Annotated in this window: 17 protein-coding genes (1 of these 17 cut by a window edge); 6 read left to right on the forward strand and 11 right to left on the reverse strand. The window is 68.3% G+C overall.

Going from position 1 to position 18,239, the window contains the following annotated elements; genetic code table 11:
* On the reverse strand, positions 1 to 497 hold the 5' portion of the coding sequence (locus EXW95_RS13060) for a PHP domain-containing protein (RefSeq protein WP_254605961.1). The gene continues 220 nt to the left of window position 1, outside the view; only the first 497 of its 717 coding nucleotides appear in the window; its start codon is at positions 495 to 497; its stop codon lies beyond the left edge, outside the window.
* A 148-nt stretch (positions 498 to 645) separates the two neighbouring features.
* A complete protein-coding gene (locus tag EXW95_RS13065) occupies positions 646 to 1,626 on the reverse strand; it encodes a diacylglycerol kinase family protein (RefSeq protein ID WP_174367803.1) in 981 nt (326 codons plus the stop codon).
* Between the two features lie 105 nt (positions 1,627 to 1,731).
* On the opposite strand from EXW95_RS13065, the gene EXW95_RS13070 reads away from it, so the two are divergent.
* Complete coding sequence (locus EXW95_RS13070; RefSeq protein WP_174367804.1) at positions 1,732 to 2,628, forward strand: diacylglycerol kinase family protein; 897 nt, start codon at positions 1,732 to 1,734, stop codon at positions 2,626 to 2,628.
* A gap of 15 nt (positions 2,629 to 2,643) precedes the next feature.
* On the opposite strand, the gene EXW95_RS13075 is transcribed toward EXW95_RS13070, so the two are convergent.
* The 6 genes from EXW95_RS13075 to EXW95_RS20690 all read right to left on the reverse strand — a co-directional run bounded on the left by EXW95_RS13075 (position 2,644) and on the right by EXW95_RS20690 (position 9,653).
* Entirely contained in the window at positions 2,644 to 2,922 is a 279-nt protein-coding gene (locus EXW95_RS13075) for a hypothetical protein (protein ID WP_174367805.1), read from the reverse strand.
* A 755-nt stretch (positions 2,923 to 3,677) separates the two neighbouring features.
* A complete protein-coding gene (locus tag EXW95_RS13080; RefSeq protein WP_371810059.1) occupies positions 3,678 to 6,671 on the reverse strand; it encodes an adenosylcobalamin-dependent ribonucleoside-diphosphate reductase in 2,994 nt (997 codons plus the stop codon).
* Positions 6,672 to 6,960: 289 nt separating this feature from the next.
* Positions 6,961 to 7,923 carry an NAD(P)H-dependent glycerol-3-phosphate dehydrogenase gene (locus tag EXW95_RS13085; RefSeq protein ID WP_174367807.1) on the reverse strand — a complete coding sequence of 321 codons (963 nt, stop codon included), beginning with the start codon at positions 7,921 to 7,923 and terminating at the stop codon, positions 6,961 to 6,963.
* Positions 7,920 to 8,669 carry a class I SAM-dependent methyltransferase gene (locus tag EXW95_RS13090; protein ID WP_174367808.1) on the reverse strand — a complete coding sequence of 250 codons (750 nt, stop codon included), beginning with the start codon at positions 8,667 to 8,669 and terminating at the stop codon, positions 7,920 to 7,922. The genes EXW95_RS13085 and EXW95_RS13090 overlap by 4 nt, the downstream gene beginning before the upstream one ends.
* 147 nt (positions 8,670 to 8,816) lie before the next feature.
* A complete protein-coding gene (locus tag EXW95_RS13095; RefSeq protein ID WP_174367809.1) occupies positions 8,817 to 9,206 on the reverse strand; it encodes a type II secretion system protein in 390 nt (129 codons plus the stop codon).
* A gap of 63 nt (positions 9,207 to 9,269) precedes the next feature.
* A complete protein-coding gene (locus EXW95_RS20690) occupies positions 9,270 to 9,653 on the reverse strand; it encodes a type IV pilin protein (RefSeq protein ID WP_174367810.1) in 384 nt (127 codons plus the stop codon).
* Positions 9,654 to 10,085: 432 nt separating this feature from the next.
* Here EXW95_RS20690 and dnaB point away from each other — a divergent pair, with 432 nt between their 5' ends.
* The 5 genes from dnaB (at position 10,086) to nrdR (ending at position 14,846) form a co-directional block, all read left to right on the forward strand.
* Positions 10,086 to 12,677, forward strand: coding sequence for a replicative DNA helicase (dnaB, locus tag EXW95_RS13105; RefSeq protein ID WP_174367811.1), 2,592 nt, complete (start codon positions 10,086 to 10,088; stop codon positions 12,675 to 12,677).
* Positions 12,677 to 13,351 carry an NUDIX hydrolase gene (locus EXW95_RS13110; RefSeq protein WP_174367812.1) on the forward strand — a complete coding sequence of 225 codons (675 nt, stop codon included), beginning with the start codon at positions 12,677 to 12,679 and terminating at the stop codon, positions 13,349 to 13,351. Before dnaB ends, EXW95_RS13110 begins: the two co-directional genes overlap by 1 nt.
* A gap of 85 nt (positions 13,352 to 13,436) precedes the next feature.
* Positions 13,437 to 13,643, forward strand: a complete 207-nt coding sequence (locus EXW95_RS13115) for a hypothetical protein (RefSeq protein ID WP_174367813.1) — start codon at positions 13,437 to 13,439, stop codon at positions 13,641 to 13,643.
* 31 nt (positions 13,644 to 13,674) lie between these two features.
* Positions 13,675 to 14,403, forward strand: a complete 729-nt coding sequence (locus EXW95_RS13120) for an SDR family NAD(P)-dependent oxidoreductase (RefSeq protein WP_174367814.1) — start codon at positions 13,675 to 13,677, stop codon at positions 14,401 to 14,403.
* Positions 14,400 to 14,846 carry a transcriptional regulator NrdR gene (nrdR, locus tag EXW95_RS13125; protein WP_110828074.1) on the forward strand — a complete coding sequence of 149 codons (447 nt, stop codon included), beginning with the start codon at positions 14,400 to 14,402 and terminating at the stop codon, positions 14,844 to 14,846. Before EXW95_RS13120 ends, nrdR begins: the two co-directional genes overlap by 4 nt.
* Positions 14,847 to 14,932: 86 nt before the next feature.
* Here nrdR and EXW95_RS13130 read toward each other — a convergent pair whose 3' ends face one another.
* The 3 genes from EXW95_RS13130 to EXW95_RS13140 all read right to left on the reverse strand — a co-directional run bounded on the left by EXW95_RS13130 (position 14,933) and on the right by EXW95_RS13140 (position 18,119).
* On the reverse strand, positions 14,933 to 15,979 hold the full coding sequence (locus EXW95_RS13130) for a transposase (protein ID WP_174366046.1): 1,047 nt from the start codon (positions 15,977 to 15,979) through the stop codon (positions 14,933 to 14,935).
* Positions 15,980 to 16,275: 296 nt separating this feature from the next.
* Positions 16,276 to 17,232 carry a branched-chain amino acid ABC transporter permease gene (locus tag EXW95_RS13135; protein ID WP_174367815.1) on the reverse strand — a complete coding sequence of 319 codons (957 nt, stop codon included), beginning with the start codon at positions 17,230 to 17,232 and terminating at the stop codon, positions 16,276 to 16,278.
* Entirely contained in the window at positions 17,229 to 18,119 is an 891-nt protein-coding gene (locus EXW95_RS13140) for a branched-chain amino acid ABC transporter permease (protein ID WP_174367816.1), read from the reverse strand. The genes EXW95_RS13135 and EXW95_RS13140 overlap by 4 nt, the downstream gene beginning before the upstream one ends.
* Positions 18,120 to 18,239: the final 120 nt, after the last annotated feature.

The raw sequence follows: 18,239 nt of genomic DNA on the forward strand, positions 1-18,239 counted from the left end.
CACTCGGCCGCCGCGCGGTTCCAGCGGTGACGGGACAGACGGGAATTGAACGTCTCGACGATATCGATGTCCGCCGCGATGCGCTCGGTCGCCTCGGGACGCAGGCGGTAGCGCTTGAGGGGATCGAAGCCATGCTGCAGCAGCACAAGCCCCCCCTGAGCCCTGATCTCCCGGACGGTCTCCTCAGGCGTGAGTTTCGGGGGGATGCGCTCCTGGAGGAACAGGCCGATCAACTCGCCCTCGCTGGTCGTGACCTCCTCGCCGGGGATCACGCTGAGGCGGTCGTCGAGGCCCTGGTCGCGGATGATGGCCTGCAACTCCGGGCCGCCGCGGTGCTGGTCGTGGTCCGTCACGGCGATCACGCGGGTGTTCGTGCGGAGCATCCAGCCGGGAATGTCCCGCAGGGGCGTGCGGCAGTCGTGACTGACTTCCGTGTGCATGTGCAGGTCCACGCGCATGACCTGCACGCCCCCGCGCCACACGATGTTGTTCTGCATGGTCGCCGCCGGGCGGGGTGCCCAGCCCAGCGCACCTCCCACGCGGTCCTGCACGGCATGCACGAGCGCCACCGGCCACGCGCGGCGCAGCGGGACCTCACGCTCCTCCTGCGGGTTCGGGGGCGGTAGGGGCGGGCCGGGGGGCACCTCAGCCCTCCCCGGTCGTGGTGGCAGACGCGGCATCCTGCTCGGTGACCGGCACCAGCACGCTCAGCGCGCCCGGCCACGCCTCGATCAGCACGCGGCCCGTCACGCCCTGCATGGGCGGCCGGACCTCCGCGTCCACGTGGAACGCCTGCCCGGTGTATGGGATCTCCACGCGGCCCGCGCGGGTGCTCTCGACGCTGTTCAGGGCCTCGAAATCATCCCGCGCGAGCGCCGCGAGGTACGTCAGCATGCCCTCGCGGCCCGCCGCGTCGATGCGGACCACGTCCAGCTGCCCGTCCGCCGGATCGGCATTCGTCGCCAGTCGCAACCTCGGCCCGGTCGCCTTCGTGTTCAGGACCTCAAGCAGCGCGAACGCCGCCGTGGGCTGCTCCTCGCCGTCCAGGGTCAGCGTCACGGGCGGCGGGTCGAACGTCGTCAGGGTCGTCGTGAGGGCCTGCACGGCTCGCAGGGGGCTCTTGCCGCCCTCCGGGTCGTACTCCGCCATCACGTCCGCGAACGCCCCGCACCCACACGCCTCCAGGAACACGTCCTCCCCCCAGGGGCCCTCCACGCGGCCCAGGTCGAAGGGACGCACCTCCGCGCGGCCGTACGCGGCGATCACGTCCAGCGGCTCGCCCTGCACGCCCAGCGTCCGCGCCACGTTGTTCGCCGTGCCCATCGGAATGACCGCCAGGGTCACCTCGGGCCGCCCGGCCAGCGTCAGGCCCACCGCGCGCTGCGTGCCGTCCCCACCCGCCACGAACACCGTGCCCTGCACGCCATCCAGGGCTTCTTTCAGGTCGTCCTCGCAGCTGGTCGCGCGGTACACGGGCGTGAACCCGATGGCGTGAATGGCGCTGACCAGATCGTCCGGCGAAGCGTGCTTGCTGCCGCCCGCGTTCGTGTTGTAGATCAGCGTTGCCGTGCCACGCTGCGGGGCGGCAGGGGAGCCCTCCGGGGCGAGGGAATGGGGTGCGGTCATGCCGCCACTGTAGCCACCCCGCACGGCGCGCGCCTTGAGGAAACCATGACCCCTCCCGCACCAACCCACCCCACCCCCCGCACGCGCCCCGCTAGAGTGCAGGACATGCCCCCCGCGCCCGCCGTGCTGATCCACAACCCCGGCGCCGGCACCAGCCACCGCGCCGACCCTGCCCAGCTGCGGGCGGCGCTGCGGGACGCCGGATTCGACGCCGAACACCGCCCCACCCGCACCCCCCACGACCTCGGCCCGGCCCTGAGCGGCCCGCTGCCCGGCCCCGTGTTCATCGCCGGGGGAGACGGCACCTTCCGCGCCGCCGCGCTGCACCTGACGGGACGGGACGCCACGCTCGGCGTGATCCCACTGGGCACCTCGAACAACATCGCCCGCACACTGGACCTGACCGGCGACCCCGTGGACATCGCCCGCGCGTACCGCACCGCCACCCGACACCCGTTCGACGCGGGCCGCGTGCAGGCCCCCTGGGGAGAGGACGTGTTCTTCGAAGCGTTCGGCTGCGGCCTGTTCGCCGACCTGCTGCACGCCTACGACCCCACCGCACCCAAGAGCCCCCTGCGGGCCGCGCAGGCCCTCCTGACCACCCTCCCCGGCTTCCAGGCGCAACCCGTCCCCACCTGCATCGACGGGCACCCCAGCCCCGCCCCGCCACTGACCCTGCTGGAAATCATGAACATCCAGTCCACCGGGAACGGCCTGCACCTCGCGCCCGACGCGCACCCCGGCGACGGCCTGCTGAACCTGATCCGCGTGAACGGCCAGCACCCCGACAGCCTCGCCGCGTACGCCACCGCCATGCTCCGCGGCCAGTTCGACACGCTGCCCAGCGTGCAGGAGGACGTCGCCGCCACCTTCACCCTGCACGCCACCGGCCAGCACGTCGGGCAGGTGTTCCACGTGGACGGCGAAACCCGCACGCACCCCGGCGGTCCCGTCCACGTTCAGGTGTGGCCGGGCGCGCTGCACGTCCTCCGGTCCGACTGAGGTAACCCCCAGCGGTCACCCCTCCGCGCGACCCTCCCGCTCGGCCCGTAGGGCCGCCGCGTCCTCCAGCATCAGCGCGGGCAGCAGCGCGAAACTCCCCGCGAACAGCGACGCCACCGCCGCCGGAACGCGCACCCGCGTCCGCCCGTTCACCACCAGGTACAGCGCGCCCAGCGTGCTCAGCGCGCCGATATCCATGAACATCACCCGCGCGAACGCACTGCGCCGCAGCGTCTCCCGCGTACCCAGCTCCCCCGGACGCCGCCGCCCCACCACCGCCGTCAACACCAGCATGACTAGCAAAGAAGCGTACAGACGCAGACGAGCAGGGGAGGGGCGAGCGTAATCAGACAGAGGCATACGGGCAGCGTACCCACTCCAACCCGGCCAGAGCGTACGCATTCCCCCGCCCCCGAGTGGAGTGTCCTCGGAAAAGGAGGTGCACCCACCAATAAGCGGGTGCACCGGTCAACAATCAATTACTGACTGTTGGATTTCAGCTGCGACAAGACAGATTGTCTGACTTCGGCACAGCATCCAGTGATAGCTAGGCGTTCACCGTCGAGTTCCACCGTAGGGCTCTGGTTGTGTGTTGCACAGACAGTCTCCGATGCTATGTGCTGCGCTCTGGCGAAATAGGCGTTGATTGCCTTTTCCTGAACTCTTCGGAGAAACGCGTCGCGGTCGAATGCCATTACTTCTTACCTCGCTCGCGTTGGCTGAGTGCGCTTGCAGCCGCGCTTTTCTGCGTCGGTGTACTGCGAGGATTTGAGAGTACTTTTGAGGCGGCAGTAGCAGCTTTGGAACTGGTTTTCTTGTTTGCCATGCTTTGGCTCCTTTGCTGGAGTTATGCGGACGAACTGTTGCCAAGTTGCCTTTTGGGCCTCAAAGGGGTACGCTCTGAGCACTTTCCACAGTAGCTAGATCGCCTCCCCAACGAGGCCGCAGTGATCTGGTTTCCGACGTTCTGGGCATTGCTCAGAGCGTCGATTTCATTGGAATCACCTCCCATTCAAGGGCAAGAAAGGGGGCCGTAGCCCCCTCCTTTCTTACCCGCATTTGCTGTAGCCGCAGGCTTGGCATTTCAGGCAGCCTTCCTCGCGGATCACGGCTTTCTCCTCGCACACCGGGCACCGCTCGCGCCCCATGCCGTCCACGCTGACGCCACTGGGCGCGGCGCTGGTGGTGACGGGCTGGGCGGTGTCGGTGCTGCCTCCGGCGAGGGGGGGGAGTTTGGCGGCGTCGAGGTCTTTCTGGAAGGTTTCCAGGGCGACGGCGATCAGGTCGGCCTTTGAACCGACGAGGCGGCCGTTGTAGCTGCCGTACAGGCCGCCGTTGATGCCGCGCAGGGTTTTGACGATGGCCTGGGCGGGCACGCCGTGTTGGAGGGCGATGCTGACGACGCGGCCGAGGGCTTCGCTGTCGGCGTTCGCTTCGTCTCCGGCGCGGCCCGAAATGACCATGACTTCGACGGGTTTGCCGCCGAGTTCGTTGACGGTGACGAGGAAGCTGCGGCGGTGGCCGCTGGTGGGGTCGGTGAGTTTGACCATGTCGGTGATGCCGCGCAGTCGGGTGGGGCGTTCGTAGGTGGGTTTGGCGGGCGCGGCGGTGACTTTGGGGGTGGCGGGTTGAACGTCGGTTTTGGCGGGTTCACTGCTGACCTGTTCGCCCATGACGTCGGCGCTGGCGCTGGTGTCGGGGGTGGGGTCTTCGGTCTTGGCTTTTTTCTTGCTGGTGCTGAGGACCTGGAACTGTCTAGAGCCGTCGCGGTAGACGGTGATGCCTTTGCAGCCGGTCTTGTACGCTTCGCTGTAGGCGTCCTGCACGTCCTGGACGGTGGCGTCGTTGGGGAGGTTGATGGTCTTGGACAGGCTGTTGGCGGCGTGCCCTTCGGCGTCGAAGGCGCGTTGCACGGTGCCCTGCATGCGGACGTGATCGACGGGTTTGATGTCGTGCGCGCAGACGAACACCTGCTGGAGGGCGTCGGGGATGAAGGGCAGGCCGACGACTGAGCCGTGGTTTTCGCTGACGGCTTCGGTGACCTTGTCCCAGTCCCAGCCGCCATCCTTGGTCATGCCCTGCGGGGCAGGGTACGTTTCGAGCAGTTCGACGAAGAGGGGAGCGAGGAGGGCGCGGTATTCGCTGCCGATCTTGCGCCAGATGAACGGGCTGAAGATGGGTTCGATGCCGCTACTGACGCCCATGAGCATGCTGGTGGTGCCGGTGGGGGCGACGGTCAGCACGGCGACGTTGCGGCGGGGCGCGTGGGGGATCTGTTCGGCGTGGCGGGTGTACACGGGGTAGATGCCGCGTTCCTCGCCCAGGCGTTCGCTTTCCGCGATGGCTTCTTCGCGCAGGGCGCTCATGATGTCGTAGATGGTGTCGCGGCCCGCTTCGCTGTCGTAGCGCAGGCCGAGTTTGATGAGGGCGTCGGCGAGGCCCATGACGCCCAGGCCCAGGCGGCGCAGGTCCTGGCTGGCGACGCGGTTGTCTTCCAGCGCGAACACGTTCACGTCGAGCACGTCGTCCAGGAAGCGCACGCAGGTGCGGACGTCCGCGCGGAACGTGTCGTAGTCGAAGCTGCTGTTCTGGACGTACGCCGCGAGGTTGATCGCGCCGAGGTCGCAGGGTTCACCGACGGTCAGGGGGATCTCGCCGCAGGGGTTGGTGCTGCGGATCTGGTAGCGCTCGCCGAGGTTCTTCAGGGCGGAATACTCGTTGATGCGGTCCACGAAGATCAGGCCGGGTTCGCCGGTGCTCCAGGCGTGCTGGGCGATCTGGTCCCACAGCCACTGGGCGGGAATGCTGGTCCTGCCGGTCTTATCGGTGTACACGGGGACGCCCTGCGCGTCGTCCTCGGCGCGGGTGGGCAGGCTGGGGAGGGTGCCCTTGAACGTGCCCTTCTGCGGCGCGAGGTAGTACTTCCCGGGCACGTCCTGCGCGTTCACGTTCCACAGGCCGCCTGCCTGGAGGGTGTCCCAGAAGGCGCTGCTGACCAGGATGCTGATGTTGAAGGTGCTGATGTCTCCCTCGGCGGCCTCGCGGTCGAGGTCCTTGGCGGTCAGGAAGTCCAGCACGTCCGGGTGCTCGATGCTGATCGTGGCCATGCCCGCGCCGCGTCTCGTTCCGCCCTGACGCACGACGCGCAGGACGGGGGCGTACACGAAGCGCAGGGTGTTGATCGGGCCACTGCTTTCCGCGCCGCGGTTGGCCCACTCCAGGAAGTTGTCGAAGATCTCCAGCAGGAAGCTGACAGGGCCGCTGCTCGTGCCGCCCGAACCCTTGATCGGGGCACCCTCGGGCCGCATGCTGCTCAGGTCCAGGCGGGGTTCCAGGCCGGTCTTCGCGTCCTCGGCGATCTTGCGCGCGGCGTCCACGATGCCGCCCATGTCGTCCGGCACGGCCTGCACACCCTCGGGCATGGCCTTCACGACAGAGACGCCGTTGGCGCGGGCTAGCGCGACCAGTTCCGGCTTGATGACCTGCCCGTACACCACGCGCGTCCAGTTCCGCACCGCGATGGGTTGCTTCTCCCCGTCGGGCTGGGTGGGGGGGCGCATGAGACCCTCGATGAAGTCCTGCACGTCCGCGTGAGCGGCGCTCATGTACACCCAGCCGCGCACGCCGGTGTCGGGGCGGCTGCTCTCGGCGCGGGGGGTGTACACGTCCAGGTTCACGCCGTTCCCGCCGCCGACCTTCGTGACCAGCGCGAGTTTCTTCGCGACTTCCATCACGCCCTCGAAGGTGTGCGGCGCGTGCTCGGTCGCGCCCTGCACGAAGCAGTTCAGGACGTTCCCGTGCTGCGTGCCGGCGCCGGCCAGGACGCGCCCGCCGGGGCAGAATTTCTTCTCGGCCATCAGGTCGTAGTACGCCTGCGCCCAGTGCTCCCGCGCGCCCGCCTCCTCGGCGCCGGCCACCCAGGTGGCGATGCGGCGGAACATGCCGCTCAGGTCGCCGTCCGCGCCCTGCAGGTACTGCCGCTTGGCGATGTGGTGGGCGTTCTCGTCGAAGTTGGTCAGGGGCTGGGCGCTCAGGGTGGTCACGATAGGGTCTCCTTGCTGGGGGGCATGAAACAGCAGACCGCCGCGCATGCCGCTGGTGTCGCAGCGGAATGAGAGGGGGGCCGTTGGGTTTTTCTTAACGCGTGAAGCGTATCACGCGCAGTGCCCAGAGCGTACTACATCTTGTGGGAGCTTGTCTGAAGGGTGACCACATATGGTATGCAGCGGGCGTGAATATCGGCCCGCTGCACGGTGAAAACCCGCTGAATTTGATCCCCGGTTCAGCCTTCCCCCACCCAGGTCAGGGCAGAGGAGACGGTCCCTGACCCGCTCAGTGCTGCTCGGGTTTCGCCTCGCGCTCCATCAGGCGCGCCACGCCGTCACCCGGCGTCCACTCGCCCCGCGTGACGTGCGCCACTGCGCGCACGATCGGCAGGTCATGCCCGTGCGCCGTCGCCCAGGCGTCCAGCAGGCCCGACGTGCGCAGGCCCTCCACGACCTTCCCGCCCTGCCCCGGATGCTCCCCGCGCGCGATGGACTCGCCCGCCGCGCGGTTGCGGCTGTGGCGGCTGGTGGCCGTGGCGACCAGGTCCCCCAGGCCACTCAGGCCGTACACCGTCTCCTCGCGCGCACCCAGCGCCGTCAGGTAGCGGTTCATCTCGCGCAGCCCGCGCGTGATCAGCGCGGACTTCGCGTTGTCGCCCAGGTTCAGGCCGTCCACCAGCCCGGCGGCGACCGCCATGACGTTCTTCAGCACGCCGCCCAGTTCCACGCCCGTCTCGTCGTCGCTGGTGTACACGCGCAGGCCCGGCGTCATCAATGCCGCCTGCACGGACCGCGCAAAGCCACCGTCGCGGCTGGCGACGACGGTCGCGGCGGGCAGGCCCCGCCCGATCTCCTCGGCGTGATTCGGGCCGCTCAGGACTGCCACGCGCGCGAAGCCCAGCTGCCGTGCCAGGACGCTCAGCTGCCCCCCGTCCGGCGCGAGGCCCTTGGCGCACAGCACCACGCCCAGGTCACGCGGTAGCGCCGCGAGCAGCTCCGGCACGCCCACGCTGGGCACCACGACGAGCGCGAACGGCGCGTCCGTGATCGCCTCGCCCAGGTGCGCCGTGACCTCCAGCCCCGCCGGGAGGGTCACGCCCGGCAGGTACTCCGCGTTCACCCGCCCCTCCGCCAGCGTCCGCGCGAAATCAGCGCGGCGCGCCCACAGCCGCACCGGGCCGTTGCGCGCCGCGTTCACCGCCAGGGCCGTGCCCCAGCCGCCCGCCCCCAGCACTGGCAGTCCGCTCACGCCTCACCTGCCCAGGCGAACACCCACACGCGCGGCGCGTCCGGTTCCGGCGGCGCGTAATCCGGGTACTCCACGATCTCCCACCGCGCGAACCCCGCCGCCCCCAGCAGCGGCTCCAGGTCCGCCGGGTCGTACCCACGCTCGCGGTGCGTCTCCACGAACTCCTGATCGTCCACCCGGCAGAACGCCTGCACCACCCCCACGTCCGCGTCCGCGTCGTAGTGATGCGACCAGTGATAGTGAACCTCACCGCCGTCCGGCAGCGGGGCCAGACCCTCGATAGCGTCCCCCTCCCACAACTCCCGCACGCCCAGCCGGGTGTTCACGTCGAACGCCAGCAGCCCCCCGGGACTCAGGTGCGCCCGCGCCCGCGCCAGCGCCGCGCCCAGATCCCCCGGCGTCAGCAGGTTGTTCAGGCTGTCGAACACGCACGTCACCAGCCCGAACCGCTCACCCAGCTCGAAGGTCCGCAGGTCCCCCTGCACGAACGGCACGCCCGGCAACCGGGTCCGCGCCTCGGCGAGCATCGCCTCACTGAAATCCAGACCCGTCACATCCCAGCCCGCCGCGCGCAACTCCCGCGTGAACCCCCCGGTGCCGCACGCGAGGTCCAGCGCCCGGCCCGGCCCGACCAGACCCCCATCCCGCGCGAACGACAGGACGAAATCCGCCCAGTGGTCATACTCCACGTCCGCCATGATCGCGTCATACACGGCCGCCAGAGCGGTAAACGGCTGCCTCTGCATGGGGCGAAGTATAGCGGGCAGCTGATGCACGCGACCTTCGGTCAGGTCTGCCGGGTGGGCGGACGCCCGGATCGGTGCATTGGGGGAGGCGTGGCAGAAAAAGAGGCGACTCTCAGGAGTCGCCCTGTTCTGATCGGGGTCTTCATTTCATGGCGACCAGTGTGATGGGGGACAGCCCGCTGCGGCCTCCGGTGTAGGTGACGCTGACACTGTATTCCGTGGGGTGCTCAGGCAGGTGACGTCAGTGATGGGTCCGGGAGCTGAGACGGCGTTGGTGACGCTGCCGGAGGTGACCGTGACGGTTTCTGCAGCGTAGACGCAGGCGCCGTCCAGTCCGGTGGAGTCGGGGTTCATGGTTTCGGTGGCCATCAGGGCGTTGATGACGCGATTGGCGACTGTGTTGGCGGCGCCGTCGGTGGCTTTGGCGCGGGCGTTCATCAGGCCGGGGATCAGGACGGCGGCCAGGATGCCGATGACGACGATCGTGATCAGCAGTTCGATGATCGTGAAGCCCTGGGTGTGGGTGGGGTGGGGCATGGGTAGTCCTGGAATGCGAAGCAGCGTGACCGCGCGGGGCGGTCACGCTGCGGAGTCGCGCGATTACTTGTTGCTGCTGTAGTCCTGGGTGGCTGCGCTGCCGCCGTTGTAGGCGACGGTGGTGCTGAACGCATCGGTGGTGCTCGTGCAGGTCACGCCAGTGATGGGGCTGGGCGCGTTGACCGTGGTGGTTTCGCTGCCGGAGGTGACGGTGACGGTGCCGTCAGCGTAGGAGCAGGTGGCGTCCGCGCCGGTGGAGGTGGGGTTGCTGGTTTCCACGGCGGCCATGGCAGTCAGCACGTTGCGGCCCACGGTCGCGGCGCTGGTGTCGTTCGCCTTGCTGCGGGCGTTCAGCAGGTTGGGGATCAGGACGGCGGCCAGGATGCCGATGATGGCGATGACGATGAGCAGCTCGATCAGGGTGAAGCCTTGGGTGGTGTTCTTCATGCTGTGCTCCTGGTGCGACCGTCCCGGTTGATGGATGGATGGGTCCGGGTGGTCTGCGTATGGCGTTGGGCGGGTGTCAGGTGTCTCCTGTCCTGCCTTGAGATGAAGTGTACGTGGCTTTTTCTCACAACAGTCTTACTGAATGGTGGGTTGGGAAACGATCGGTCAGCAGTGTGTCTCGGCGGGAAAAGCTCGATCGGGACGCTGCTTCCCGGTTGTTTTGAACTGCTACCTGGTTTGTGAGACCGCCCTGCGGTCGTCGCTGTGGGGCGGCGGTGGTATGCTGCGTGTCAGTTCGGCCTGCCTGGCATGGGGAGGCGAATGGGATCACCTGCGGGTGTCCCCACCCTTGAATTCAGATTGGACGGCGGGCGCGGCGCGGGGCGGTGAGACAGCCCCGGACCGCGTGTCCTGCCGGGAGAGAGGCTGCATTTGGAACTCACGCCACGCGTTCCGCCGCACAGCAACGACGCTGAAATCAGCGTGCTGGGCAGCATTCTGCTGGACAACGACACCCTGAACACCCTGGGCGACACGGTCACGCCCGAGATGTTCTACCGCGAGGGTCACCGCAAGATCTTCACCGCCATGCGCACCCTGCAGGAGCGCGGCGAACCGGTGGACCTCGTCACGCTCAGCGAGGACCTGCGCGTCAAGGGCATGCTCGACGAGGTGGGCGGCCTGACGTACCTGATCGGTCTGTCGGACCAGGTGCCGACCGCCGCGTACGCCGAGCACTACGCGCGGATCGTGCAGGAGAAGGCCACGCTGCGCTCGCTGATCAGCGCGTCCGGCAAGGCCATGCAGCTCGCGTACGAGGCGCAGCTGCCGCTGGAGGACCTGCTCGACCGCGCCGAGAAGATGATCTTCGAGGTCGCCGAGCAGAAGAAGAAGGGCGAGGCGTTCCAGGCGATGAACGAGGTCGTCACCGAGACCTTCGAGTACATCACGCTGCTGCACCAGAACAAGGGCATCCCCGACGGCGTCAGCACGGGCTTCCGCGACCTGGACGAGCAGATCTCGGGGTTGCAGAAGGGCAGCCTGAACGTGCTGGCCGCCCGGCCGTCGATGGGGAAATGCGTGTCGGCCGACACGCTGATTGACGTGCCGGGCACCGGAGAGCGGATCACGGTGGAGGCGTTCGTGCGCCGCGAGTTGCCGGTCGTGTTGAGTGTCACGCCGGACGGCCAGGTGCGGGAGTCGCGGGTGGGCGCGTGGATTGACAGTGGGGTGAAGTCGGTGCGGCGCGTGACGACCCGCACGGGGCGCGTGGTCGAGACCACCCCGCACCACCCGTTCCTGGGTGTGGACGGCTGGACGCCGCTGTATGACCTGAAGGTCGGCGACCGGATTGCCGTGCCGCGAGAGGTGGCCGTGTTCGGTTCCGTGGATGCCCTGAGTGCGGAGCGTGTGCGGCTCCTGGCCTACCTGCTGGCCGAGGGAGGCCTCACGCAGAGCAGCCCGAGGTTCACGAACGCCGATCCCGAACTGGTCGAGGATTTCCGCGCGTGCCTGCGGGCGGAGTTCCCGGAGCTGGACATGATCCAGGACGAGCGGACCGGAATGGACTACCGGATCAGTCGCCGCTGGTCGCCCGGCGAGCAGAAGAACCGCGTCAATCCCCTGACCGAGTGGCTCCGTGAGCTGGGCGTGTGGGGTGAACACGCGGACAGCAAGCGCATTCCGGACGTGGTCTGGACCCTGACCCGCGAGGGGCTGGCGTCGTTCCTGCGGGTGCTGCTGTCGTGTGACGGAACGCTGTACGCCCTGGCCGGAAAGGCACGGATCGAGTTCACGGTCGCCAGCGAGGGGCTGGCGCGTGACGTGCACCACGCCCTGATCCGCTTCGGGATCGTGTCGAAGCTGTGGCAGAAGACCGGGCGGTCCTGGCGGGTCGAGATCACCGAGCCGCGGAGTATCGCCGGGTACCAGAACCGGATCGGCTGGCTGGGTGCCAAGGCGCAGCGGGAGATTCCCGTGAGTGCCGGTCAGCGGAGCAATGTCGGTCATCCGGGTGTCGGCGCGTGGGTGCATGTTCGTCGGGCCGCGCAGGCCCGCGGCCTGAGTCTGTCCGCTCTGGCCCGCGCGGCGGGAGAGCACACCGGGGGCGGGTTCAATGCGCACACGTCGCGCGGTCTGCCGCAGGCTCGCGCGGCGCGGTACGCCGCCGTGCTGGACGATCCGCACCTGTCCATGCTGGGCAGCGGCGCACTGTACTGGGACGACATCGTCACCATCGAGGACGTGGGTGAACGGCAGGTGTACGACCTGACGGTGCCCGGTGACGCGAACTTCATCGCGGCGGACATCTGCCTGCACAACACGGCGTTCGCGCTGTCCATCGCGCAGAACGTCGCGCTGCGCGGCGAGAAGGCGGTCGCGGTGTTCAGTCTGGAAATGCCTGCCGTGCAGCTCGCGCTGCGCATGCTGTGCAGCGAGGCGCGCGTGGACATGAACCGCATCCGCTCGGGTCAGCTGAACGAGCGGGATTTCGAGCGGCTGGCGCACGCGGCCGGGCGACTGGCGGACGCGCCGATGATCATCGATGACGAGGCGGACCTGACGCTGAACAACCTGCGCAGCAAGCTGCGGCGGATCGCGGCGCAGCACGGGCGGCTGGGGCTCGTGGTCATCGACTACCTGCAGCTCATGTCGGGCAGCAAGGGCGGGGGCGGCACCGAGAACCGCCAGCAGGAGATCAGCACCATCTCGCGCGGCCTGAAGGGCCTGGCGCGTGAGATGGAGGTGCCGATCATCGTGCTGTCGCAGCTGTCGCGCGCCGTCGAGCAGCGCCCCAACCACCGTCCGATGCTGTCGGACCTGCGTGAGTCGGGCGCGATCGAGCAGGACGCGGACATCGTGATGTTCATCTACCGCGACGAGTACTACAACAAGGAGACCGATCAGCAGGGCATCGCGGAGATCATCGTCGGCAAGCAGCGCAACGGTCCGGTCGGTACGGTGAAGTTGCAGTTTCACAGCGCGCACGTCCGCTTCAACGACCTCGCGCCGGAGGGCGTGTAATGGCGGAAGAACAGGTCAAGTCCGGAGGGCAGGGCGCGCAGCGCCGCCGCCGTCGTCGCCGCGGCACCGGGGGCGCGCAGGCGCGGCCCGGGCAGGTCACGAACACCACCGCCACGCCCGTCCCGGCGGCGCCCAGCAAGCGCGGGCAGAAGCGGCCGCTGGCGGACCCGCGGATCGGCGTGGGCTGCATCGTGCTGCGCGGCGACGAGATCCTGCTCGTGCGCGAGCGGGGCCGCTGGTCGCTGCCCAAGGGCGGCCTGGAGGCCGGGGAACTCGTGCAGGACGGCGCGCGGCGCGAGACCTTCGAGGAGACCGGGCTGATCGTGGAACTGCGCGACCTGGCGTTCATCGTGGAGTTCCAGGCCGTCACGTGGGGGCACCACCTGCAGTTCTTCTACACCGGGCGTGAGGTGGGCGGGAAGCTGGAGCCGCGCGACCCGGACCGGGACGTGCAGGAGGCGCGCTTCGTGCCGATCCGGCAGCTGCGGGAGTTCATCCGCTTCCGGCCGCGACTGGTGGCGCTGGAGACGTGGCTGCGCGAGCGGCGCCCGAGGCACTTCGTGTTCAACCTGGACAAGGAACCCGCGATGCTGCGCAAGCGGCGCCGGGTGGGCGACGGTGCTCCGGCCGTCCGCGCGCCGGAACCGGAATTCACGGACGAACCGGACCTGTAACGGCAGGGATCGAGGGGGTGGGCTGAGGCCCGCCTCTTTTCTTGATTGGAAGAATCGCGGCACGTTATTCTGCTAAAATCGAACTATGAAACGAGTGTTCCGCCCGCAGGCCGAACCCCTGCCCACCAGCGGGCGCGGCTACCAGCACGTCTGCCCCCACTGCGCCCAGCCCCTGACCCTGCACGACCTGCGCGACGGCGACCAGGGCTACTGGTGCCACGGCTGCGGCTGCGGCCACCGCGCCGGGGACCCACCCCCACAGGCCCTGCGGCCCCTCCCGCAGGCGGGATAAACGCCACGCCCGCTCCGGTATGCTGAGGAACATGACCCAGCAGACCCCCATCGCTGCCGTGCCCGCGCACACCACCGTCGGTGAAGTGCTGGCCGGACAGGTGATCGCCGTCACCGGGGCGGACCAGGGGTACGGACGCACCATCAGCGCCGCCCTGGCCCGCGCCGGGGCCAGCGTCGTGTTGATCGGCAACAACAGCGAGACCCTCGCCGCGGCCGCCAGTCAGCTCGAACACGCGGGCGGCGCCGCCATCCCCATCAAGGCCGACGTCGGCGTGCCCCTGGACTGGCTGAGCGCCCAGACCCGCATCCTCGACATCTACGGCAGCCTGCACGGCATCGTGCACCTCGCCGACAAACGCGCCCACGCCGAGTTCACCATGCTCAGCGAGAACGAATGGATGGACCTGTTCAACTGCAACGTGAAAAGCAGCGTCGCCATCGCGCAGATCATCCGCCGCCGCCTCCCCGGCACCTGGCTGACCCTCATCGGGCCGCACACCGACGAACGCGGCCTGCACGTCCACCCGCAGCGCGGCGCCGTGCAGGGCCTCGTGGAGAACGCCCACCGCGAGAACCTCCGCCTGAACCTGCTGCTGCCCTCACGCGCCAGCAGCAGCGACGACACCCTCGACCGCCCACTGTCCAACGCCGTCCTGGCCCTCGCCGCGCCCGGCATGGCCTCCCTGCGCGGCAACGTCATCGAGGTGCCCCTCCCCCCCGTGCCGAAACTGCGCGTGCAGGAGGACTACCCCCTGTGAAATGCCCGTACTGCTCCGCGCCGGACAGCAAGGTCGTGAACTCCCGGCCCAGCGACGACGGCGCCAGCATCCGCCGCCGCCGCGAATGCCTGAACTGCGCCCGGCGCTTCACCACTTACGAACGCGCGCAGCTCGAGCCGCTGATGGTCGTCAAACGCAGCGGCCCGCGCGAGGCGTTCAACCCCGACAAGCTGCTGCGCGGACTGGTCCTCGCCACCGAGAAACGCCCCGTGGATCAGGACCTGCTGCGCGCCTTCGCGTACGGCTTCGAGGACGAGGTGCAGACCGGCGAGATCCGCAGCGAGGAGATCGGCCGCCGCGCCATGACCTTCCTGCGGCCCCTGGACGACGTGGCGTACATCCGCTTCGCGAGCGTGTACCGCGACTTCGACAGCCTGGAACGCTTCATCGAAGAAATCCGCGGCCTGAAAGACGAACAGTGACCGCATAAGGAGGGCCGCCCGCGCATCTGGCCGGGCGGCCCTCCTGCTGCGATAACAAGAGTTTCCACTTCCCTGCTGATGTCGTGTCACGCGGCGTCAAGCAGGGGTCCGTCCTGCTCAAGGCCGGTCAGGACGTACTGTTCGGCATTCTGAGCTGCCTGCCGTTGTGCGGCTCGCCACGTCATGCCCGGTCCTTCCCGACGCACCCGTAGCACTGCGTGAAAGGCTTCCACCACGCACCACACCCAGTTCTCCTGCGCCTGGAGCGTCCGGCAATGACAGCGTCCCAGCCCCAGATTCTGCTTGAAGAACCGGTGGATCACCTCGATTCCCCAGCGGGCCTTCCAGGCCCGCAGCAGTGAGCGAACCGTGACGTCACCACCAAACGTGCTGAACAGGAAAAACCGTGTCCACTCCCCGTGCACCTTGCGCCACACGATCAGGACATCGAACCCACCGACCTCACGGGCAACCGGCAATCGACGGACGCGCCACCCGAACTCCGCGTACAGGTGACAGCGTTCCGGAGGGAACTGCCGGCTCAGCGCACCGAGGGTGAGGGACTCACCCTCGAACTGCACGGTCATATTGGCTTTGGCACGGATCAAGACCGGAATCTGATGCTCGCGACTGAAGGTCACGGCCGCGTCCCGCCCGAACTCTCCATCCAGCAGCAGACCCGCCATGGGGACGCCCGCCGCGAGGCAATCCTGAACGACGTGGATCATTTCCTGCGTGGCGGTGCGGTACGGGTAACAGGTCGTCTCAAGGGGCTGGGAAACCTTGAAGCGCTCGAGCAACGGAACTGGATCTTCACCGAACCTGACCAGGGCCGCGGAGGTGAACTGATGGCCCAGACGGGTCTGAGCCTGACCGCTGTAGTGGTAGTTCACGCCTTCCATCGTCCGTCCGGCGTGGGGCACCATGACGAAATCGATGGCCAGGAACGCGCCGGAAGGCGCGTTCCTGGCTCGACGCTGGAGGTCTTCTGTCGATGCGAAGGAGTCCCGTGCCATCTCTTTGGAGATGGCACTTTTCCGCAGGGTGCTGTAGGGGACGAGGCCACTGAGGCTGGTGACCCGGTTCAGCTGGGCGGTGATGATGCTGTGCGGTAGGCTAGGGATGCGAGGCATAGTCACTTCGCATCAAGGCCCATGAGACCGGGGAATTTCAAGCCCCTGCCTCTTGGGCCTTCGTTCTGGTCGCTGTTCTCTCTCGCGTGGAAACTCTTGGCGATAAGGGAAATCAGTGATTCTTCGTCATTCGGAGCCGCCCGGTGGCCCCCTCACCCTTCCGTCGCTTCGCTCCACTGCTCCGCAGCTCTGCGAGTCCCTCCCTCTCTGCTGCGCAGCTCTCCGAGTCCCACAGGGGGAGAGGGGACAACGGAAAGCGACAATGTGGCAAGCAGGGCATTGTCATCCCGTGTGCCTTATCGGCGGCGCAGCCAGTGTTCCAGCGTGCCGACCACGCCCCGGCGGAAGAACAGCACGACCAGCACGAACACCACGCCCGTCACGATGCCCACCGGGAGGTTCGCGGTGGTCAGCACGTCGCGCAGCAGCAGCACGATCCCCGCGCCGATCACCGGGCCGAACAGGGTGGTGGTGCCGCCCAGCAGGGTCATCATGACGACCTCGCCGGACGTGCGCCAGTTCACGACCTCCAGGCTGACCACGCCGTGCCCGAAGGTGTACATCGCGCCTGCCAGTCCGGCCAGCCCGGCACTGAGCAGGAACGCCGTGAACTTGAAGCGCGCGGGGTTGTACCCGACGCTCTGCGCGCGCTGCTCGCTGTCACGCACGGCCTGCTGCGCCTGCCCGAAGGGACTGCGGACCGCGCGGTACGCCACGCCGAAGCCCAGCGTGAACAGCGCGAGGCACACGTAGTACCGCACCTGCGCGTCACTGAAGTCCAGGCCCAGGAAGCTGGGCCGCGCGAAGCCCTGCAGGCCATTCTCGCCGCCGGTCAGGTCCGTCCACTGCAGCGCCAGGAACGACACCATCTGCGCGAACGCCAGTGTGATCATGCTGAAGTAGATGCCGCTGGACCGCACGCTGAGGTACGCGACCGGCACCGCCAGCGCCAGCGCACTCAGCGTGCCGCCCGCGATGGCCACCGGGACGCTCTGCCCGTGCCCCAGCAGGTACGCGGTCAGGTACGCGCTGGTACCCCAGAAGGCCGCGTGCCCGAACGACAGCAGCCCGCTGAACCCGAACAGCAGGTCGAACGCCACCGCGAACAGGCCCCACGCCAGGATGTCCAGCGCCAGCACCGGGTAGATCAGGTGCGGCAGCGCCAGCAGGATGATGCCCAGGCCGATCAGCCACGCGGCGCGGGTCACGCGGGCCGGATCGCGCGTGGCCCCCAGTTTCGAGACGGCGCTCACCGTGCCCCCTCAGGCAGGCCGAACAGCCCACTGGGCCGCACCAGCAGCACCAGCGCCATCAGGATGAACACCAGCGTGTTCGCGATCGGCGGGTACACCGCCGCGCCCACCGCCGCGAGCACCCCCACCGCGAAACCGGTCACGACCGACCCCAGGATGCTGCCCATCCCGCCGATCACGACCACCGCGAACGTCGTGATGATCAGCTCGGCACCCATGTACGGCTCGACCGAGTAGATCGGCGCGGCCAGCACGCCTGCCAGTCCCGCCAGGGCCGCGCCCACCGCGAACACGCCGGTCACCCAGCCGCTCACGTTGATGCCGAATGCCCGCGTCACGACCGGGTTCTCCGTGCTGGCGCGGATGATCGCGCCCACGCGCGTCTTCTCGATCACGAACCACGTGACCAAGCACACGACCAGCGACAGGGCGATCACGAACAGGCGGTACTTCGGGAACACCACGAAGCCCAGGTTCACCACGCCCGACAGCACCTCGGGCGGCGAGTACGGCGCGCTGGACACCGCGAAGCGGCTCAGCATGACCTGCTTCACCAGATCCTGCGTGAGCAACGTCAGGCCGAACGTCAGCAGCAGGTTGTAACTGGGTTCCAGCCCGTACAGCCGCGACAGCAGCCCACGTTCCAGCACCACGCCCAGCAGGCCCACGAGCAGCGGCGCCAGGATCAGCGACGGCCAGAACCCCAGGCCCAGCAGCTGCCCCAGCGCGAACGCCGCGAACGCGCCCAGCATGTACAGCGCGCCATGCATGAAATTCACGATCCGCAGCATCCCGAAGATCACCGCGAGACCCAGCGACAGCAGCGCGTAGAACGCGCCGTTCACCAGACCGTTGAACACCTGAATCAAGAGTAACTGTGTATTCATAAGCGTCTGAGGGTCGAAGAGTCTGAGGGTCGAAGAGTCCAGAGGCGGGCCGACACGGTGTGGGACGCGCCCCTGGACGGTGAGACCCTCTGACCCTTAGACCACCCTCCTCATACGGAT

It is taken from the genome of Deinococcus sp. JMULE3 (genome assembly GCF_013337115.1).
Classification (GTDB): domain Bacteria; phylum Deinococcota; class Deinococci; order Deinococcales; family Deinococcaceae; genus Deinococcus.